We start from the raw sequence: 17,650 nt of genomic DNA, 5'->3' as shown, positions 1-17,650 counted from the left end.
GTACTCCTAACGATTTAGAATAGCCTCCGCTGACGCTCTGGCTATCTTCAGCGGAATTTATTTTTATATTTTGCGTTTGTCGCGCCCTGCGGAGCGCTCCAAACGCGTTTTTACGAGAAGGGCCGGAACCGATAGATGCTGCTGAACTCACCTTTTAGATCTTATCCAGCGCCTGTGCAATATCTGCGATGAGGTCTTCGCTGCTTTCAAGCCGCAGCTCATGCGCACCAGCTCTGCGGGCACACCGGCGGCTTTCAACTGCTCATCGTTCATCTGGCGGTGGGTGCTGGATGCAGGATTCAGGCAACAGGTGCGGGCATCGGCCACATGGGTCTCGATGGCTGCCAGCTTCAGGTTCTTCATAAAAATGCTTGCAGCCTCACGGCCGCCGGCCAGACCAAAGCTGACCACGCCGCAGCTGCCGTTCGGCAAGTATTTTTCAGCCAGTGCATGGTACGGGCTGGACTCCAGGCCGCAGTAGTTCACGTAGGCCACCTTGGGATGGCTTTCAAGGAACTCTGCCACAGCCACGCCGTTGGCGCAGTGGCGCTGCATCCGGACATGCAGGCTTTCCAGACCGAGGTTCAGCATGTAGGCGTTCATGGGCGACTGCATGGAGCCAAAGTCACGCATCAGCTGCGCGGTAGCCTTGGTGATAAAGGCACCCTCTTTGCCGAAACGCTCGGCGTAGGTGATGCCGTGGTAGCTGTCGTCTGGGGTGCACAGGCCGGGGAACTTGTCGGCGTGGGCCATCCAGTCGAACTTGCCGCTGTCCACGATGGCACCGCCCAGCACTGCGCCGTGGCCGTCCATGTACTTGGTGGTGGAGTGGGTCACGATGTCCGCGCCCCACTCAAAGGGGCGGCAGTTGACCGGCGTGGGGAAGGTGTTGTCCACGATTAGCGGCACACCGTGGGCGTGAGCAGCCTTGGCAAACTTCTCAATGTCCAGCACGGTCAGGGCCGGGTTTGCGATGGTCTCGCCGAACACCACCTTGGTGTTGGGCTGGAATGCGGCGTTCAATTCTTCCTCGGTGCACAGCGGATCAACAAAGGTGGCTTCAATGCCCATTTTCTTCATGGTGACGGAGATCAGGTTGAAGGTGCCGCCGTAGATGGTACTGGATGCCACGATGTGGTCGCCTGCTTCGCAGAGATTGAACAGGGCAAAGAAGTTTGCAGCCTGACCGCTGCTGGTCAGCATTGCGGCCGTGCCGCCTTCCAGCTCGCAGATCTTCTTAGCCACAAGGTCGCAGGTGGGGTTCTGCAGACGGGAATAGAAGTAGCCGTCAGCTTCCAGATCGAACAGCTTGCCCATGTCCTCGCTGGTGGCATACTTGAAGGTGGTGGACTGGATAATGGGGATCTGGCGGGGTTCGCCGTTGCCGGGGGTATAACCGCCCTGCACGCAGATAGTATCACGATTCATACTACATACTCCTTTACTGGGTTTGTCCATATAGCACAATTCCCCGCAGGAGTGCAGCAGCCTCCGGCGGGGAATTGAAACGTTAAATTTTAGTTCCCGTTCGGGGGCAAAATGAGGAGAGAACGCCTTCCGTCAAAGCCTTTCGGCTTTGGCAATACCGGAAAGTTTTCCTCTTCGCCAGAGGCTCCCTCTCCGAGGGAGCTGGCGCACGAAGTGCGACTGAAGGAGTTACTTCCGCAGCCGCTTATCGCTTCTGGTGGCCCAAGCAGTGCCCAAAGTCTGGAACACCTGAACCATCAGCACCAGCAAAATGACACACACGATCATGATATCGGTCTGGTAGCGGTAATAGCCGTAGGACAAAGCGATCTTGCCCAGACCGCCGCCGCCAATGACACCGGACATGGCCGAGTAGCCCAGAATGGTGGTCAGTGCGGTGGTCATGCTGGAGATCAGGCCGGGCAGGCATTCCGGGATCATCACCTTGGTAATGATCTGGAACGGCGTTGCGCCCATGCTCTGGGCCGCTTCCACCACGCCCTCGTCCAGCTCGCGCAGGCTGGTCTCCACCAGACGTGCCACGAACGGGAAGGCTGCCACCACCAGCGGAACGATGGTGGCTTTGGTACCCACCGTGGTGCCCACGATGGCACGGGTAAGCGGGAATACACAGATCATCAGGATCAGGAACGGAACACTGCGCAGGATGTTGATAACGATGTTGAGAATGTGCATCAGCCAGCCGGGCAGCGGCAGAATGCCGTCCTTATCACCGGCCACCAGCAGCACACCCAGCGGCAGGCCCAGCACCAGCGCAAACGCGGTGGAAAGGACCGTCACATAAAAGGTCTCCCAGATGGCAAAGCCGTAATCTGCAATACTCATTCGCCGGTCACCTCCTCTACCGTAATGCCGGGCTGGGCGCGCATATAGGCCGCAGCCTGCTTTGCCTGCTCCACATCAGCGGGCAGCTTGAGCAGCATGGAGCCGTAGCACTGGCCGCTCAGATCACGGGTATCGGCGCTGAGCACCGACACCAGAATGCCTTTTTCTGCGGCAAGGCTTGCCACCAAGGGCTTAGCCGTGGACGAACCGTTGAAGGTGACGCGCACCACATGGTCGTCCGGTGCAAAGCTGGACAGGTCCCGCGCAGCGCTGCCGCCATTGGGGGCCACCAGACGCTTTGCTGCGGGCGTTTTGGGGTTCGAGAAGATCTCCTGCACGGAGCCTTCCTCCACCACAACGCCGCCGTCCAGAATGGCAACGTGATCGCAGATCTCTTCCACAACGCTCATCTGATGGGTGATGACCACAACCGTGATGCCCAGCTTCTTGTTGATGTCCTTGATCAGGGTCAGGATAGCATGGGTGGTGTTGGGGTCCAGTGCGCTGGTGGCTTCATCGCAGAGCAGAACTTTGGGGTCCGTTGCCAGTGCGCGGGCAATGGCAATGCGCTGCTTCTGGCCGCCGGACAGCTGTGCCGGGTAGGCGTTGGCCTTATCGGGCAGGCCCACCACTTCCAGCAGCTCTCTGGCGCGCTTTTCGGCATCCGCCTTTTTCACACCGGCCAGCTCCATGGGGAAGCAGATGTTCTTCAGGCAGCTGCGCTGCATCAGCAGATTGAACTGCTGGAAGATCATGGTGATATCGCGGCGGCGCTCACGCAGCTGGGCTGCGTTTAAAGTCTCCATAGCGGTGCCGTCGATCACAACGCTGCCCTCGGTGGGGCGTTCCAGCAGGTTGATGCAGCGCACCAGCGTGGATTTGCCCGCACCGGACATGCCGATGATGCCATAAATGGAACCATCCGGGATGGTGAGGTTGATGTCCTTCAGCGCATTCACCGCGCCGTCCTTCATCTGGAAGGTCTTGGAAAGATGTTTGATCTCGATCACAGAAATTGCTCCTTGCTATTGAATAAACTCCTTCAGTCAAACCCTTGCGGGTTTGCCAGCTCCCTCATGGAGGGAGCCTGAAACAGAACGGTCAAGCAAAGGCCCCCTCCCCGAGGGGGCTGTCACCGCAAGGTGACTGGGGGAGTTTGCTTAGCCCTCGATCGGTGCCAGACTGTCCTGCTTGCCGCCGTAGATGCCCATAGGCTCCACGTGGATGCCGGCAACCGTCACCAGATGGGTGCCGTGCTCTGCATTGAAGTCGTCCAGATACGGCTGATGCTGGAAATAGTTGGTATCGCACTGGCCGTCCTCAACGATGTTGTTGGGAATGATGTAGTCGTCGTACTCCTGAATGTCCAGCGTGATGCCCTTTTCGGCCAGAATGTCCTTGCAGATCTCCAGAACCTCGCAGTGAGGAGCCGGAGTAGCAGCGCAGCTGACGGTCTCGCCGTTCAGTGCATCGTAGTCGATGGAGGAGTCATAGCCGTCGGTGGGGTTCTCCACAACGGACACCACAGCGCCCTTGTAGTTTTCATCCATGAAGTCCTTCACCTTCTGGCTCTGCAGAGCAGCGGCCAGAGCCTTGATCTTCGGCTCTTCCTGATTGCCGTCCTTGCAGACCAGAATGTTGACGTAAGCAGAGGTGCCGTCCTCCATTGCCAGAGCATCGGTCATGGGGTCCAGACCAGCGGAGATGGCGTAGTTGGAGTTGATGACGGCGTAGTCCTCGTCCTGCAGGACGTTGGGCACCTGAGCAGCCTCGACCTCATCGACGGAAACATTCAGGGGTTCTCCTCGATGTCCTTTGCGGTTGCGGTCAGGCCTGCATCAGCCTTCAGCTTAAAGAAGCCGTTCTTCTCCAGCAGGGTCAGGGCACGTGCCTCGTTGGTGGTGTCGTTGGGCACAGCCACCTTCACCTTGTCCAGCTTAGCCACAGCAGAAGAAGCTGCGGAAGAAGCAGTGCCGGAAGCAGCGGAAGATGCGGTGGAAGAAGAACCGCCGCATGCGGTCAGGGCAGCTGCAGCAGCTGCAGCTCCGGTAACTTTCAGAAAATCACGACGAGTAATCATAGTTTTGTTCCCTCTCTATTTGCTTATTATAATGTACAGCGGCCCGCACGGCACAGTTCCGTGCTAAGGGCCTTTGACGGATGCATGAAAAAAGCTCCCGTCCTTGACCTTGAGCCAACGCTCAGACAAGGACGGGAGCATAACATACTTCCGTGGTACCACCTTGGTTTACCGCACCCTTGCGGGCACAGCCTCAATGCTGCGGCAGTTTTGCTGCTTACAGCCGGACGCTGTAACGGGCGCATCCCGTTGCAGACTTAGCACTCATGCGCCTCGCCCACACGGCTCCGAGACCATTTTCAGCTTCCTGTTTCCTGCCCTTTTCCATCGCCCGGGCTTTCTGGTAAGGATCAATGCGAAGGCCTACTCTTCTCTTCACAGCCATTTTTGTGATATTGCATTTATAATAATCCAATCGACCGGATTTGTCAACACCTACAACGAAGTTTTTTAGTAGGAAATTGCGTTTTTTTATCTTGTGCGCCAGCCGCGGACATGGTAGAATAAGACAGCATTATTTATAAAGGAGGTGCGGCAATGAACAGCCGCGAGGTTTTCCCGGATGAAGAACTGCGCCGCCGCATCATGGATTTTATCATGGCGGCGGGCCAGACATTGCTGGAAAACGGTGCCGAGGTGTTCCGGGTGGAGCAGACCATGGAGATCATGGCCCGGTCATTCCACCTGCGGGAGTTCCATGTTTACGTGCTGACCAACGGCATCTTTGCCAGTGCGGGCACCGCCGAGATCAGCGAGGTGCGCAATGTGCCTACCCGCACCACTCATCTGGGCCGGGTGGCGGCAGTGAACGCCCTTTCCCGCGAGATCGCAGAGGGCAACATGTCGCTGAACGAAGCCGAGAGCCGTCTGGTGCTGGCGCGGCGCATCCCTTTTCCCAAGGACTGGGTGCAGCTGGTCAGCGGCATGTGCGGTGCATTCTGCTTTGCGCTGATCTTCGGCGGCACACTGCGCAGTGCACTGGCGGCGGCACTGGCAGGCTTTCTTGCCAGCGGCTATTTGCTGCTGTGTGAGCAGCACGAGCTGCCCGGCGGCTTTTGCAAGATCAGCTGTGCTGCGCTTATCACGCTGGTGTGCATTCTGGCCTGCCGAATGCTGGGCACACCGGCCAGTCACTCTATTATCGGTTCGCTGATGATCCTGACCCCCGGCATCGCCTTTACCATGGGCATCCGCGACTTTGTGCACGGAGATTACCTCTCCGGCACCATCCGCATGATCGATGCGCTGCTCATTGCAGCCAGCATTGCCATTGGCACCGGCCTTGTGCTGAGCCTTTATACATTCTTTACGGGGGTGGTCGTGGCATGATGTTGACCAGTACACAAATTGGGGAGCTGGCCGCGCAGTTCTTTATTGCCGGCGCAGGCACCCTGAGTTTTGCCGTTCTGTTCGGCTGTCCGCGCAAAAGCCTGCCCTTCTGCGGGCTGGTGGGTGCCGTGGGCTGGTTTGTCTACGAGCTGGCCGTGATGCTGGGGGCAGACAGTGCCGCAGCCTCCCTGCTGGCGGTCATTCCGCTCACCCTGCTCACCCGCGTGTTTGCCATTGTGCTTAAAATGCCGGTAACGGTGTTCCTGCTGTCCGGCATCTTCCCGCTGGTGCCCGGCGCGGGCATCTACTACACCGCCTACTATTTTATACAGGGCAACAATGCGCTGGCCCTTTCCAACGGCATCAGCACCTTTAAGGTAGCCGTTGCGCTGGCTATCGGCATCACGCTGGTGCTCAGCGTGCCCATTCCAAAGCGGCACCGGAATAAAGTGTGATGTTTACGGATACAGCATATCTGCTACAAAATAAAAACGCATCGGCATCCTGCGTAAAAAGCAGAAACCCGGAACCCTTCTGAGCCATTCAGGCCCCGAAAAGGTTCCGGGTTTTGTGCGTGATCGATTCAGGGAGCTGTTTTGCGGCAGCTCTCTTTTTCATACTGCTTTATGAGAGATTTACTTCTTCTGAACGAAGACCTCTGCGTAGAACTTTTTACCCTCGGTCTTAATGATGCCGCTGTTTTCCGTACCATCAGCCAGCTTATAGTCAGTCTTCTCAAGTCCAAGCTTGCTCAGATTGACCACCGTTGCCTCCTCATCAACATCCAGAGAGTAGATGAGTTCCGTGCCGCCGACCGGATTTGTACCCTCGTAATATCTGATCTCAACAGTCTTCGTAGGCTTTGCAGATGCCTTTTTCTGCAGCTTGACAGTAACTGTGCCATCCTTTTCAATATCGTAGTTCTTCTTTGCGCAATCGTAGTCAGCAGCTACATTGGCAGGAATGTTTGCCTTGATGGTCTCATAGGTGACATAGGTAGCCAGACCATTGACAGAGATCTCGACAGGCTCACCATTGACCGGCTGAACCCCGATCATGTAGTAGATATGCACAGTCTTATCCGGTACACCCGGGGTCGGCTTGTCAGGCACGTTGGAGCAGCCAGCCAGAACACCGGCAGCAGCAACAGCCAGAGTAGCGACACCTGCGCCCTTCAGGAACTGACGACGAGAGATATTAGACATAATAATCAACCTCACAATCTTTTTGCATGCCCCGATCACTTTTTTGTGGAGCCTGCTTTTTCTATATAATACCCTCCCTGGTAACTGTTTGTCAAATGAAATTTCAACAAAAAAACAACACCAATAGGGCGGAGACCTTGTTGGCCGCCACCCTGTTGGTGCTATTTGAGTTTTTTCAAAAAACTTCTGTGCCAGGAAATCAGGGCTTGGTCACAATGAAGACAGTCCCGAAGGGACGAACCTTCAACAGCTCTTCCTCCGTGCCGTAGTCGGTGCTCAGCTTGTAGCCGTCCGGCAGCTGAATATCAGCAGCGCTGACGCCAGTTGCATCGACTGCAACCTCAGCCTTAGCCTCAATGAAGTTGTTCGGCAGCTCCAGCAGTTTGACATCGATGGTCTTCTTGGTCGGAGTCATGGTCACATCAGTCACGAAGACGATGATGTACTCACCCTTGCTGTCGTCCTTGCGGATTTCAACAACAGCGTTCTCGTTCTCCAGATGGTAATCTTCGGGAAGCAGCTTCTTATCGATGTCAGCAACCTTCACAGAGTTCTCGGTCTTCAGAACATCAATCTTGGCAGTCTCACCCACAACGTTGATCACACCATTGCCTTCATCCTTCATAAAGATAACCGTAACAGGACGAGTGGTCACACCGGGAACCGCGGGGACATCGGGGACATCATTGCCAGAGCAGCCAGCCAGAACACCGGCAGCAGCAACAGCCAGAGCAGCCACACCTGCGCCCTTGAGGAACTTACGACGAGAAATGTTAGACATAAGAATCAACCTCACAATCTTTTCTGCATGCTCCGATCCCTTTTTTGTGGAGCCTGCTTTTCCTATATAATACCCCCCCCCGTAACAGTTTGTCAAGTGATTTTTGGCATCTTTTTCCGCCGGATGCAGAAAAACAGGAGCGACCAAGAGAAAATCGTAAGTTCCGTCAAGCCCGGCAAAAGGGCCGCTGCACAGCATCCCGTACAGCGGCCCCTTCTGTTCTATGCTGTTTCCATTCATTCTCAACATGTCTTGTTTTCATCTTCTGTCTGCTCGTCCTTCTCCTTTGCCGCCCGCATCAGCCCGGCAAACAAAAAACCCACATTGACCCCCAGAATAAAACCCACGATGCCTGCCGCCAATACCATTGCGCCGCCTCCTTTCTTCTACCATATTTTACCATATATCATTTGTCGGATGCAATTGCAGCCTGTCGCAAAAGGCAAGATCACTGCCCAACGTGCAAGCTTTTTTGCGCCGGAGCGTTGCAAGACTCTGCCGCATCTGCTATACTTTTGACAACACTTATATAAAGGAGGTGCTCTTTATGTCTGTTATGGATACTCTTGTCAGCCGCCGCACCTACCGCCGCTTTGCACAGAAAGCTGTTCCGCAGGATGTGGTGGATGATATCGTCGAGGCCGTCCGCCTGTCCTCCTGCGGAGCCAACCGTCAGGCTGTGCGTCTGGTGGTGGTGAACAAGCCCGAGGCGGTGGCAAAGGTGCAGCCGCTGGTCAAGTGGGCTGCCTATCTGCCGCCGGAGCAGGGCACGCCCAAAGCCGACGAGCTGCCCACCCTGTATGTGGCCGTGGTGCAGGACACTTCCATCCCCGGCGACCTTGCCACCGATACCGGCATCGCCCTTGCCAACATGACCCTTGCCGCATGGGACAAAGGCGTGGGCAGTTGCATCATGGGCGCGATCAACAAGCCTGCCCTCACCGAACTGCTGGGCATTGAAGAACCGCAGAAGCTGGCATTCATGGTGGCGTTCGGCTACCCGGCCCACAAGGCTCACATTGTGCCGCTGACGGCTGAGACCGGCGTAAAATATTATCTGGACGAGAACCGGGATTACTGCGTGCCAAAGCGAAGCAAAGAAGAGATTGCAAAATATCTATAATTTGTATATATACATTTTCTCAACGCATTTTTTGTATAATTGTTTTCAATTCGGTTTCAAATGATGAGATTTTTTGCACAAGTATTGACTTTTCAATTTGTACAATCTATACTAAATTCGTTCGCCAGATGTTCGATGAATCGCATCGTTCCGGCGTACCGCAAAAACATACAGTACATTTGAGGAGTGTTTGAATATGAAAAAGATTTCTCGTCGCAGCTTTCTGGCAGCTGCCGGTCTGTCCGTTGCCGCTCTGGCTCTGACCGCCTGCGGTGGTTCTTCCGCAAGCACCGCTTCCTCCGTGGCAAGCTCTGCTGCTTCTTCTGAAGCTGCTTCCACCAGCGCTGCCGCTGGCGAGCTGACCACCGTTGAGGCCGGCAAGCTGACCATGGCCACCAACGCAACCTTCCCTCCGTATGAGATGACCACCGATGCAGGCGAGTTCGAGGGCATCGACATTGAGACCGCTCAGGCCATTGCTGACAAGCTGGGTCTGGAGCTGCAGATCGATGACATGGACTTTGACGCCGCTCTGCTGAGCGTGCAGCAGGGTAAGGCCGATATCGTCATGGCCGGCGTCACCGTCACCGACGAGCGCAAGGCTGTGATGGACTTCTCCGACAGCTATGCTACCGGCATCCAGTCCATCATCGTGCCCGAAGGCTCCGACATTGCATCTCCCGATGATCTGGCGGGCAAGAAGATCGGCACTCAGCGCGGCACCACCGGTTACATCTACTGCACCGATGATTTCGGCGAGGACGCTGTGGTGGCTTACGACAGCGGTCTGACCGCTGTGCAGGCCCTGAACAATGGTCAGGTGGACGCTGTGGTCATCGACAACGCTCCCGCCAAGGAGTATGTGGCTGCCAACCCCGGCCTGAAGGTGCTGGAGACCAGCTACGCCGAGGAGGATTACGCCATCGGCATGGCAAAGGGTTCTTCTCTGGAAGATGTCGTCAACGCCGCTCTGGAAGAGCTGAAGGCTGACGGCACCCTGCAGTCCATCGTGGACAAGTACATCACCGCTGAATAATCAGCTGGCTGATAACGGAACCACGGGGAGGCAGCCCCAACTGGGGTACCTCCCCTTTTTTGGAAAAATAAGGTTACAAAATTCTAACAAAACAGGAAAGTGAGGATGCGAATGGCTGCTCAATACGAACTGCTCAAAGAGCTGCTCAACGGCGGTACGAAGCTCAGCTTCGGGCAGGAATTTTTCTTTAAGTTTTATCAGGCGTTCATCCTGAAAGACCGCTGGCTCCAGTATGTCAGCGGTGTGGGCACCACCCTGCTGGTCACAGCTCTCGCGCTGGCGCTGGGCATCGTGCTGGGCAGCGTGGTAGCTCTGGTGCGTGTGGCACACGACCAGCAGCGCCCCGGCCACAAGAACCCGGTGCTGGGCTTCTTCAACATCATCTGCGAAATTTACACCACCATCATCCGCGGCACGCCTATGATGGTGCAGCTGCTCATCATGAGCATGGTCATTTTTGCCAACAGCCGCAACTTTACCATGGTAGGTGCGCTGGCACTGGGCATCAACTCCGGTGCTTATGTTTCGGAGATCATCCGCGGCGGTCTGATGGCCGTTGACCCCGGCCAGATGGAGGCCGGCCGCAGCCTTGGTTTGAACTACATGACCACCATGGTGGTCATCATCATCCCGCAGGCCATCCGTGCGGTGCTGCCTGCTCTGGGCAACGAGTTCATCGTCCTGCTGAAGGATACCTCCCTGATCACGGTCATCGGCGGCAAGGAGCTGCTGTACGCCGCACAGGGCATCATGAACCGCACCTACGAGCCCATGTTCCCGTTGCTGGGCGATGCACTGATCTACCTTGTGCTGGTCATGCTGTTCACCCGTCTGCTGGCAAAGTTTGAGAGGAGGCTTGCTCAAAGTGACCGATAAGATTCTGGAAGTCCGCGGCCTGACCAAGACCTACGGCGGCGAAAAGAAAAAGGGCGCAAAACAGCCCACCCCCACCCTGGACGTGCTGAAGGGTATTGATATCGACATCTACCGCGGCGACGTGGTCTGCCTGATCGGCCCCTCCGGCTGCGGCAAGTCCACCTTCCTGCGCTGCCTGAACCGGCTGGAGATCCCCACCAGCGGCTCCGTGAAGTTCGAGGGCACTGAGGTGGACGAAGCCCACATCGACGCTGTGCGCCAGAAGATGGGCATGGTGTTCCAGCACTTCAACCTGTTCCCGCACCTGACTGTGAAGAAAAACCTTGAGCTGGCCCCCACCCTGCTCAAGCTCAAGGATAAGCAGGCCATTTCCGACAAGGCCGACGAACTGCTGGCCCGCGTAGGCCTGGCCGACAAGGCCGACGCCTACCCCAAGAGCCTTTCCGGCGGCCAGCAGCAGCGCATTGCCATTGCCCGTGCCCTTGCCATGGACCCGGACGTGATCCTGTTCGACGAGCCCACCAGCGCCCTCGACCCCGAAATGGTGGGCGAGGTTCTGGAGCTGATGAAGGAGCTGGCCCACACCGGCATCACCATGCTGGTGGTCACCCACGAGATGGGCTTCGCCCGTGAGGTGTCCAACCGCGTCATCTTCATCGACGACGGCAAGATCCAGGAGGACGAGCCGCCGCAGGAACTGTTCACGAATCCGAAGCATCCCAGACTGAAAGCATTCCTTTCTAAGATGCTGTAATACTTTTCCACAGAGTAAAAGGGGCTGTTGCATGTGCAGCAGCCCCTTTTACTCTGTATTATTCTTTGATGCGGAACACAAACAGCTTGCTGAAAATGTAATTCAAAGCCATGACGATGAACTGTACCGCAAACTTAGAGATCCGGTCATTCCAGTGCAGAATATTTACCAGCAATGTCATGCAGGCCATTTCGATAAGGAGAGTGGAAATCCTCGCACTGAAAAATTTCAGCATTTCGCGCAATTTATCAGCACTTTTGCTTTCAAAAACGAACTTTCGGTTTGTGATATAAGCAAAAGAAACTGCGCAGATCCATGAGAACGTATTGGCAGCCATCAGTTGAAATGGGTCTTGCGGATCCAGAAAGGCTGTAGTGAAAAAATAGTAACTTGCCAGACTCACTACCGTAGTCAGACCACCTACGATCACATAGTTGATCAATTCCTTATAACGAAAATAAAGTTGCTTTATTGTTTGTATCATACGCAGCGCCCGGAATTGATTTCCTTTTCCACAATATAGATCGGACGGTTTTTCAGCTCTGCGAATGCAACGGAAAAATATTCACCCATAATTCCGACCAGCAAAAAGAGAACAGCAAATAAAACATTGAATGCTGCAAGAATCACCTTATACTCGCGGAATCCACACAGTGCACTTATAGCAAAAATCACAGCAGCAAGAAAACTTACAGCACCGGCATAGAGGCCGAGTTTCAGTGGAAAATCAGAAAAACCGACTATGGTGCTGATTGCAAAATTCATCAGTTTTTTTAGCGTATAGTGGCTGGCACCGCCAGCTCTTTCCGCAGCAGTGTATTCCAGCGTTGTTTTCCGGAAACCAACGCTTTGTACATATCCACGTAGAAAACGAGTTTTTTCACGGTAATTTGTACGTAGAACATCTGCCACACGGCTACTGATGGCAAAGAAATCCGATGCATTTTCCTCCAGCTTTACTTGATCAGACAAGGCGTTGATCACCCGGTAGAATGCTCTGGATGTAAAGTTTTTGATGGCACCTGCCGATTTGTTGGAGGTTCGGACCATGCTGATAACCTCATAGCCTTCCTCAAATTTCGCCATGATGGGGGCGATGCATTCCAGAGGGTGCTGCAGGTCGGCATCCATGCAAATGATCACGTCCCCCGCAGCATGATCGATGCCTGCAATCATGGCAGCCTCGTGGCCAAAATTTCGCGAAAAACTGATTACACGGACATTCTTGTTCTGCTGCGCAATCACTTCCAGAATATTCATACTGGCATCGGTACTGCCATCATTTACAAAAATCAGCTCATATCCCCCTCCCCCGTATTCCAAATTCTGTTCGATGGAGCAGAAAGCTTTATAAAACTTTTCCAGAACGGCTTCTTCGTTATAAACTAAAATAATTAACGATAATTTTTTCATTTAACTTCCCTGCTTTTTCGTAGTTCTTACGGCTCATCTGCAAATTTGACAACAATTTTTCCGTTGATGCACCGGATCGAACCCTGATCCGGATAGCAGGGCATAGATGCTACCTCGGCATTACCGTCAAACTCTGCGGCATCTCCTAATTCCGGTGCAAAGCCACACCAAAACTCCATGGCTTCCTTCCATGCGTAATCATTGAAAATAGGCTCTCCTTTATATGTAGCCAGATCCAAATCATCGAAATATTCGCTGATTCCAACAAGATTTTTATCGTGCTTGTCATACTCCCCGATATAAACAACCTGCGCATCTTCAGTATAACCTTCGATACTTTCAATTCGCGTGATCAAAGTTGTGTAATAACTGATCATTTGTGTCTGCATCACGTCTGCTTTTAGGTAGAGGATATTGCTGTAACGAATATTTAGAGTCACAAGTACTCCTAATAGGGCAACAGCGGCTTTACATAGGGCACCTTCTACTTTTGTTCTATCTTCGGGATATTTATCAATAAACCATACAACCAAAGCAAAGGCAAACGCCTGTCCAAAAGTCATTACGGCATGAACATCCCAAGGCTCTACCATCAGGTATACAAAGCATGCTGCAATAGGATATGCGATTAGGATCAATAGGGTTTGACATCCTTTTGGGGTCTTAAGAATATACATTTTCCGGAGCACAAATATGGCAATGATCGCAGTAACAATGATCAACAAAGTATAGACATATCTTGCGCTGAAGTCTTCCACAGCAGTGCTTGGATAAAAGAATGAGCCGTAACCGCACAGTATCCGATAAATATAATTGCTCAGATTTGTTCTTCCAAAATGATTGATACCTTTGTAATCCGTCAAAACAACGCCAAACTGATTCAGAAAATATTGATTGACTAGAAAACATTCTGTAACAAACCCAATGCACACAGTTGCATTACACAGGGCCATTTTCCAAAACGTTTTCCAGTTCATATCAGACTGCCGGATATCTTCCATCATATAAAGCAGCAATGTGCAGATGCAGACCGGGATATTTGCCTGGTACACACCAACAGAGCAAGCCATCAAAACCGTGCAGAGTAATAGAGCGACAACATTCTTTTTCTGGTGAAAAATCCATGCTCCAACAACTCCCAGTAGGGATGCAGCATAATAGTATGGTGCAGTAAACATGTAACTGAATGTTCCCGTCACTGACGGAAATGTCACCATACTTCCGCACAGCAGAATAACAAGAGGCTTTGACTGGATCTTCAAACTATCCACCAGCAGATATACGATTGCTGCAATGCACAAAATCGTAATCGTACCATTTACCACTGGCAGGCTGTAGTTTTTACTACCCAGCAAATTTGCACTCAGACTTCCAAGAATGCCCAGCATCCACCGTCCAGATTCGTAAGTAGCGCCCACTTCATTGAAATACCGTACATCATCATGGAATGAGTATTTGTTGAACAGAACCATACCATGCGCCAACAATCCCCAAAAAGTAGCACTGCACAGTACTGTTTTTAACAGGCTCTCATTTACCTTTAGCTTTTCCGCAGTTTTTTCCATGTCTTTCTCCCAAACAAGGCATCATTCCCGAATTTAGCCAAAACTATATAGTTGTATTATACAATGTCAGCCTATCTCCTGCAACTATTTCTGCAAAAAAACGTGCTCTGTGGTTTCTATTTTCCACAGAGCACAGTTCTCATCATTCTGTTTTGTTGCAACTTTTACAGCGCATTATTCGTACCATCTGTTTCCTGCTCACTGGTATACAGCACCATCAGATGGTTGGCGCTCTCTTCCAGCTGGGTCTTGGCCTGACGCAGGGCGGCTTCCTCGTTTTCATTCATCTTTTCGGGCTTATCCTTGCGCAGGCAGCGGCGGAGGTTGGCGAGGTCGGTTTTGATGCGGTTCTTCTCGTCCTTGTCCAGCTCCTTTTTGCATTTGGAAAGAGCCTCGTCCACCTTGTAGGCCAGCACCTCGGCCTGATTGTGCAGGTCCAGCCGCTCCTTGCGGCGGCTGTCCTCGGCCTCGTAGGCGGCAGCGTCTGCCATGGCGCGCTGGATCTCATTTTCCGAAAGGTTGGTGCTGCCGGTGATGGTGATGTTCTGCTCCCGGCCGGTGCCAAGGTCTTTGGCAGACACCTTCACCACGCCGTTCACGTCGATATCGAAGGTAACTTCGATCTGCGGTTTGGAGGAGAAGCTTGCCCGAATGCCGGTGAGCTTGAATTTGCCCAGACTCTTGTTGTCGCGGGCAAAGTGGCGCTCGCCCTGCAGCACGTTGATCTCCACGCTGGTCTGCATGGGCCGTGCGGTGGTGAAGATCTGGCTCTTGCGGGTGGGGATCATGCTGTTGCGGGTGATCAGCGGGGTGGCCACGCCGCCCAGCGTCTCAATGGAGAGGGTCAGCGGGGTCACATCCATCAGCACAAGGCCCTGCGCCGCTGCGCCGGTGGCACCGGCCAGCTTGCCGCCGCCCTGCAGCAGACCGCCCTGCACAGCCGCACCCATGGCAACACACTCGTCCGGGTTCAGGCTGTGGCTGGGTTCGCAGCCCAGCAGCTCCTTCACCTGACGCTCCACCGCAGGCATCCGGGTGCTGCCGCCCACCAGCAGCACCTTGCCCAGCTGGCTGGCAGAAATGCCTGCGTCCCGCAGCGCATTCTGCACGGGAGCCACTGTGCGGGCCAGCAGGTCGCCGGTCATCATTTCGAACTGCGGGCGGGAAAGCGAGATATCCAAGTGGTGAGGGCCGTCCTTGCCCACTGCGATAAAGGGCAGGTTCAGCTGTGCCGACGGCGCTGCAGAAAGCTCCTTCTTTGCCTTTTCGGCTTCCTCTTTCAGCCGGCCCATAGCTGCCGGGTCGCGGGAGAGGTCGATGCGATCCGACTTTTTGAACTCGGCCACGGCATATTCCACGATGCGCTGATCGAAGTCGTCACCGCCCAGATGGGTGTCGCCGCCGGTGGCAAGCACCGTAAAGGTCCCGTCCTCGATCTCGATGATGGACACATCAAAGGTGCCGCCGCCGAGGTCGTAGACGAGGATCTTCTGCGCCGCTTCGTTATCCAAACCATAGGCCACAGCGGCAGCAGTAGGCTCGTTGATGATGCGCAGCACGTTCAGGCCTGCAATGCGGCCTGCATCCTGCGTAGCCTTGCGCTGGCTGTCGTCGAAGTAGGCGGGCACCGTGATGACCGCTTCGGTCACCGGCTCGCCCAGATAGCTCTCGGCATCGCGGCGGATCTTGGCCAAGATCATGGCGCTGATCTCCTGCGGGGTCAGGTCTTTGCCGTCGATGTGCACCCGGTAGTCACTGCCCATATGGCGCTTGATACTGGAGATGGTGCGCCCGGAATTTGTGGCGATCTGGCGCTTGGCCGCACCGCCCACCAGACGTTCACCGTCCTTCGTGAAAGCCACAACGCTGGGGGTGGTGCGCTCACCCTCCGCATTGGTGATGACCACGGGCTTGCCGCCCTCCACCACTGCCACACAGGAATTGGTCGTGCCGAGATCGATGCCGATTACTTTGCTCATACTGTCTGTTTCCTCTCCGGTGCTGTGCATCTTGGGCGCAGCTCTTCAAATCATTTCCGAGTATATCTTACCGTCCCGATATGACGATTTTTTAGTCCAATTGTAAAGATTCCATGTCGTAAGCTGTGGCTCGGGCAGGCAGTTCACTGGTCAGTTCCCGGATGAGCTGGTCGGCTTCGGCCAGCCACTGCTCTGCGTCCGGCTCGTGCTCACGGGCCTTGATGGAAAAGCCCTGCCTTGCTTCTGCGGCCAGTGACAGCGCCTTTTTGCGGCTGGTGTAGCGCGTTTCGGTCTGGGCCACACGCAGGCACACCTGCGGAGTGTACTCGATATCCGGCATATGGGCTGCGTTGGTGCGGGCACGGCGGTAATACAAAAGTGCCCGGCCATTGTCGCCCCGGGCAGCGCAGTCATCGCCCAGTGCAATGTTGGATAAGATCTCGCCGCTGTCCGCTGCTTCCTTCCACATGCGGCGGGCCTCGGCACGGTTCGTGCGGGTGCCGCGGCCCTTATAAATACAGTCTGCCAGCAGGGCAAGTCCCATGGTGCTGCCAAGCTCGGCTGCTTTTTCAAAGCATTCCACAGCCTGCGCCCAATTGCCCTTGCGGGCGGCTTCCTTTCCAGCATCTGCTTTCTCATCACCGGGGTCTTCCGGCGTATGGCCCGCGTGCAGCAAACCGTTGAGCAGAGCGCCGTCCAGCGTAGCCGAGTGGCTCCACGGGTCCAGCACCACGCCGTCGATTCCCTCAGTGGAAAGGGCCAGCTCCATGGCATCCTGCAGGGTGTAATCCGCCATTGGCCGGGCAGAAGTGCTGCGGTCGGCGCAGGCCGCAGCTGCAGAGGTGAACATAGGCAGCCATGTGCGACCCTTCTCGTTGCGCAGGGTCCACAGCTGCAGGTCCTTAGCCTTTGCCGTGGGCACCGGATGCTCCGTCCACGGTGCAGGCGTGTTGTGCACCGTCAGTGCCGTGCGCAGCGGCACCAGAACATGGGTCTCCATTTCCAGTGCATAGTTCAAAGCGCCCATCAGCGTCCAGAAGCTTTCTTCGTTCTGGCCTTTATATAAATTTTCCACTGCCTGCTCAAAGGCCGGGCAGCCGGTGCCCGCCGGGCTGTAGGCCGGAGCGTTCTGCCGATGCTTGCGGGTGCCCACCGGGCGCAGCCGGATGCCGCCGTCTTGTCTTTTTGCCATCTGC

The 17,650-nt window shown here is 54.7% G+C and carries 16 protein-coding genes and 2 pseudogenes; 7 read left to right on the top strand and 11 right to left on the bottom strand.

Annotated features, from left to right (window positions below):
• Nucleotides 1–154: 154 nt before the first annotated feature.
• The 4 genes and pseudogenes from PXT33_RS03850 to PXT33_RS03835 form a co-directional block, all read right to left on the bottom strand.
• Nucleotides 155–1,428 (bottom strand): annotated as a pseudogene (locus PXT33_RS03850) (O-acetylhomoserine aminocarboxypropyltransferase/cysteine synthase family protein).
• Nucleotides 1,429–1,656: 228 nt separating this feature from the next.
• Nucleotides 1,657–2,313 carry a methionine ABC transporter permease gene (locus tag PXT33_RS03845; RefSeq protein ID WP_097773982.1) on the bottom strand — a complete coding sequence of 219 codons (657 nt, stop codon included), beginning with the start codon at nt 2,311–2,313 and terminating at the stop codon, nt 1,657–1,659.
• Nucleotides 2,310–3,323, bottom strand: coding sequence for a methionine ABC transporter ATP-binding protein (locus tag PXT33_RS03840; protein ID WP_097780908.1), 1,014 nt, complete (start codon nt 3,321–3,323; stop codon nt 2,310–2,312). Before PXT33_RS03840 ends, PXT33_RS03845 begins: the two co-directional genes overlap by 4 nt.
• A 150-nt stretch (nt 3,324–3,473) precedes the next feature.
• Nucleotides 3,474–4,228, bottom strand: a pseudogene (locus PXT33_RS03835) (MetQ/NlpA family ABC transporter substrate-binding protein).
• A gap of 702 nt (nt 4,229–4,930) precedes the next feature.
• Between PXT33_RS03835 and PXT33_RS03830 the strand changes: the two are divergent.
• Both PXT33_RS03830 and PXT33_RS03825 read left to right on the top strand, forming a co-directional pair.
• Nucleotides 4,931–5,722, top strand: coding sequence for a threonine/serine exporter family protein (locus PXT33_RS03830; protein ID WP_332375987.1), 792 nt, complete (start codon nt 4,931–4,933; stop codon nt 5,720–5,722).
• Nucleotides 5,719–6,177: a threonine/serine exporter family protein gene (locus PXT33_RS03825; protein WP_207699135.1), complete on the top strand. Its 459-nt coding sequence runs from the start codon at nt 5,719–5,721 to the stop codon at nt 6,175–6,177. The genes PXT33_RS03830 and PXT33_RS03825 overlap by 4 nt, the downstream gene beginning before the upstream one ends.
• A gap of 180 nt (nt 6,178–6,357) precedes the next feature.
• Here PXT33_RS03825 and PXT33_RS03820 read toward each other — a convergent pair whose 3' ends face one another.
• Together PXT33_RS03820 and PXT33_RS03815 are read right to left on the bottom strand one after the other, a co-directional pair.
• Nucleotides 6,358–6,927: a twin-arginine translocation signal domain-containing protein gene (locus tag PXT33_RS03820; RefSeq protein ID WP_332375986.1), complete on the bottom strand. Its 570-nt coding sequence runs from the start codon at nt 6,925–6,927 to the stop codon at nt 6,358–6,360.
• 199 nt (nt 6,928–7,126) lie between these two features.
• Nucleotides 7,127–7,708 (bottom strand): twin-arginine translocation signal domain-containing protein, encoded by a 582-nt coding sequence (locus PXT33_RS03815; protein WP_332375985.1) that lies wholly within the window; start codon nt 7,706–7,708, stop codon nt 7,127–7,129.
• 96 nt (nt 7,709–7,804) lie between these two features.
• Between PXT33_RS03815 and PXT33_RS03810 the strand changes: the two genes are divergently transcribed.
• From PXT33_RS03810 to PXT33_RS03790, 5 genes are all read left to right on the top strand, one after another.
• Nucleotides 7,805–8,227 (top strand): hypothetical protein, encoded by a 423-nt coding sequence (locus tag PXT33_RS03810; RefSeq protein ID WP_347070480.1) that lies wholly within the window; start codon nt 7,805–7,807, stop codon nt 8,225–8,227.
• A gap of 28 nt (nt 8,228–8,255) precedes the next feature.
• A complete protein-coding gene (locus PXT33_RS03805; RefSeq protein ID WP_044954313.1) occupies nt 8,256–8,831 on the top strand; it encodes a nitroreductase family protein in 576 nt (191 codons plus the stop codon).
• A gap of 196 nt (nt 8,832–9,027) precedes the next feature.
• Nucleotides 9,028–9,867: an amino acid ABC transporter substrate-binding protein gene (locus tag PXT33_RS03800; RefSeq protein WP_332375983.1), complete on the top strand. Its 840-nt coding sequence runs from the start codon at nt 9,028–9,030 to the stop codon at nt 9,865–9,867.
• A 111-nt stretch (nt 9,868–9,978) separates the two neighbouring features.
• A complete protein-coding gene (locus PXT33_RS03795; RefSeq protein WP_154255872.1) occupies nt 9,979–10,743 on the top strand; it encodes an amino acid ABC transporter permease in 765 nt (254 codons plus the stop codon).
• Complete coding sequence (locus PXT33_RS03790) at nt 10,733–11,497, top strand: amino acid ABC transporter ATP-binding protein (RefSeq protein ID WP_332375982.1); 765 nt, start codon at nt 10,733–10,735, stop codon at nt 11,495–11,497. Before PXT33_RS03795 ends, PXT33_RS03790 begins: the two co-directional genes overlap by 11 nt.
• A 58-nt stretch (nt 11,498–11,555) precedes the next feature.
• On the opposite strand, the gene PXT33_RS03785 is transcribed toward PXT33_RS03790, so the two are convergent.
• The 5 genes from PXT33_RS03785 to PXT33_RS03765 form a co-directional block, all read right to left on the bottom strand.
• The gene (locus PXT33_RS03785; protein ID WP_332375981.1) at nt 11,556–11,939 is read right to left on the bottom strand and encodes a GtrA family protein; all 384 of its coding nucleotides are present in this window, start codon (nt 11,937–11,939) and stop codon (nt 11,556–11,558) included.
• A 38-nt stretch (nt 11,940–11,977) separates the two neighbouring features.
• Nucleotides 11,978–12,910, bottom strand: a complete 933-nt coding sequence (locus PXT33_RS03780) for a glycosyltransferase family 2 protein (protein WP_332375980.1) — start codon at nt 12,908–12,910, stop codon at nt 11,978–11,980.
• Between the two features lie 26 nt (nt 12,911–12,936).
• Nucleotides 12,937–14,475 (bottom strand): glucosyltransferase domain-containing protein, encoded by a 1,539-nt coding sequence (locus PXT33_RS03775; protein WP_332375979.1) that lies wholly within the window; start codon nt 14,473–14,475, stop codon nt 12,937–12,939.
• Between the two features lie 164 nt (nt 14,476–14,639).
• A complete protein-coding gene (gene dnaK, locus PXT33_RS03770) occupies nt 14,640–16,454 on the bottom strand; it encodes a molecular chaperone DnaK (RefSeq protein ID WP_332375978.1) in 1,815 nt (604 codons plus the stop codon).
• 91 nt (nt 16,455–16,545) lie between these two features.
• A complete protein-coding gene (locus PXT33_RS03765) occupies nt 16,546–17,646 on the bottom strand; it encodes an SseB family protein (protein WP_332375977.1) in 1,101 nt (366 codons plus the stop codon).
• Nucleotides 17,647–17,650 lie beyond the last annotated feature (4 nt).

This window comes from Faecalibacterium taiwanense (assembly GCF_036632915.2).
GTDB lineage: Bacteria > Bacillota > Clostridia > Oscillospirales > Ruminococcaceae > Faecalibacterium > Faecalibacterium taiwanense.
Note: the sequence above shows the minus strand (reverse complement) of the source record. Positions and strands in the feature narration are given on the sequence as shown.

Bases quoted from the DNA above. Each gene is read 5' to 3' on its own strand.
- PXT33_RS03845 (WP_097773982.1), bottom strand. From the start codon at position 2,313: ATGAGTATTGCAGATTACGGCTTTGCCATCTGGGAGACCTTTTATGTG.
- PXT33_RS03830 (WP_332375987.1), top strand. From the start codon at position 4,931: ATGAACAGCCGCGAGGTTTTCCCGGATGAAGAACTGCGCCGCCGCATC.
- PXT33_RS03825 (WP_207699135.1), top strand. From the start codon at position 5,719: ATGATGTTGACCAGTACACAAATTGGGGAGCTGGCCGCGCAGTTCTTT.
- PXT33_RS03820 (WP_332375986.1), bottom strand. From the start codon at position 6,927: ATGTCTAATATCTCTCGTCGTCAGTTCCTGAAGGGCGCAGGTGTCGCT.
- PXT33_RS03815 (WP_332375985.1), bottom strand. From the start codon at position 7,708: ATGTCTAACATTTCTCGTCGTAAGTTCCTCAAGGGCGCAGGTGTGGCT.
- PXT33_RS03805 (WP_044954313.1), top strand. From the start codon at position 8,256: ATGTCTGTTATGGATACTCTTGTCAGCCGCCGCACCTACCGCCGCTTT.
- PXT33_RS03800 (WP_332375983.1), top strand. From the start codon at position 9,028: ATGAAAAAGATTTCTCGTCGCAGCTTTCTGGCAGCTGCCGGTCTGTCC.
- PXT33_RS03795 (WP_154255872.1), top strand. From the start codon at position 9,979: ATGGCTGCTCAATACGAACTGCTCAAAGAGCTGCTCAACGGCGGTACG.
- PXT33_RS03780 (WP_332375980.1), bottom strand. From the start codon at position 12,910: ATGAAAAAATTATCGTTAATTATTTTAGTTTATAACGAAGAAGCCGTT.
- PXT33_RS03775 (WP_332375979.1), bottom strand. From the start codon at position 14,475: ATGGAAAAAACTGCGGAAAAGCTAAAGGTAAATGAGAGCCTGTTAAAA.
- dnaK (WP_332375978.1), bottom strand. From the start codon at position 16,454: ATGAGCAAAGTAATCGGCATCGATCTCGGCACGACCAATTCCTGTGTG.
- PXT33_RS03765 (WP_332375977.1), bottom strand. From the start codon at position 17,646: ATGGCAAAAAGACAAGACGGCGGCATCCGGCTGCGCCCGGTGGGCACC.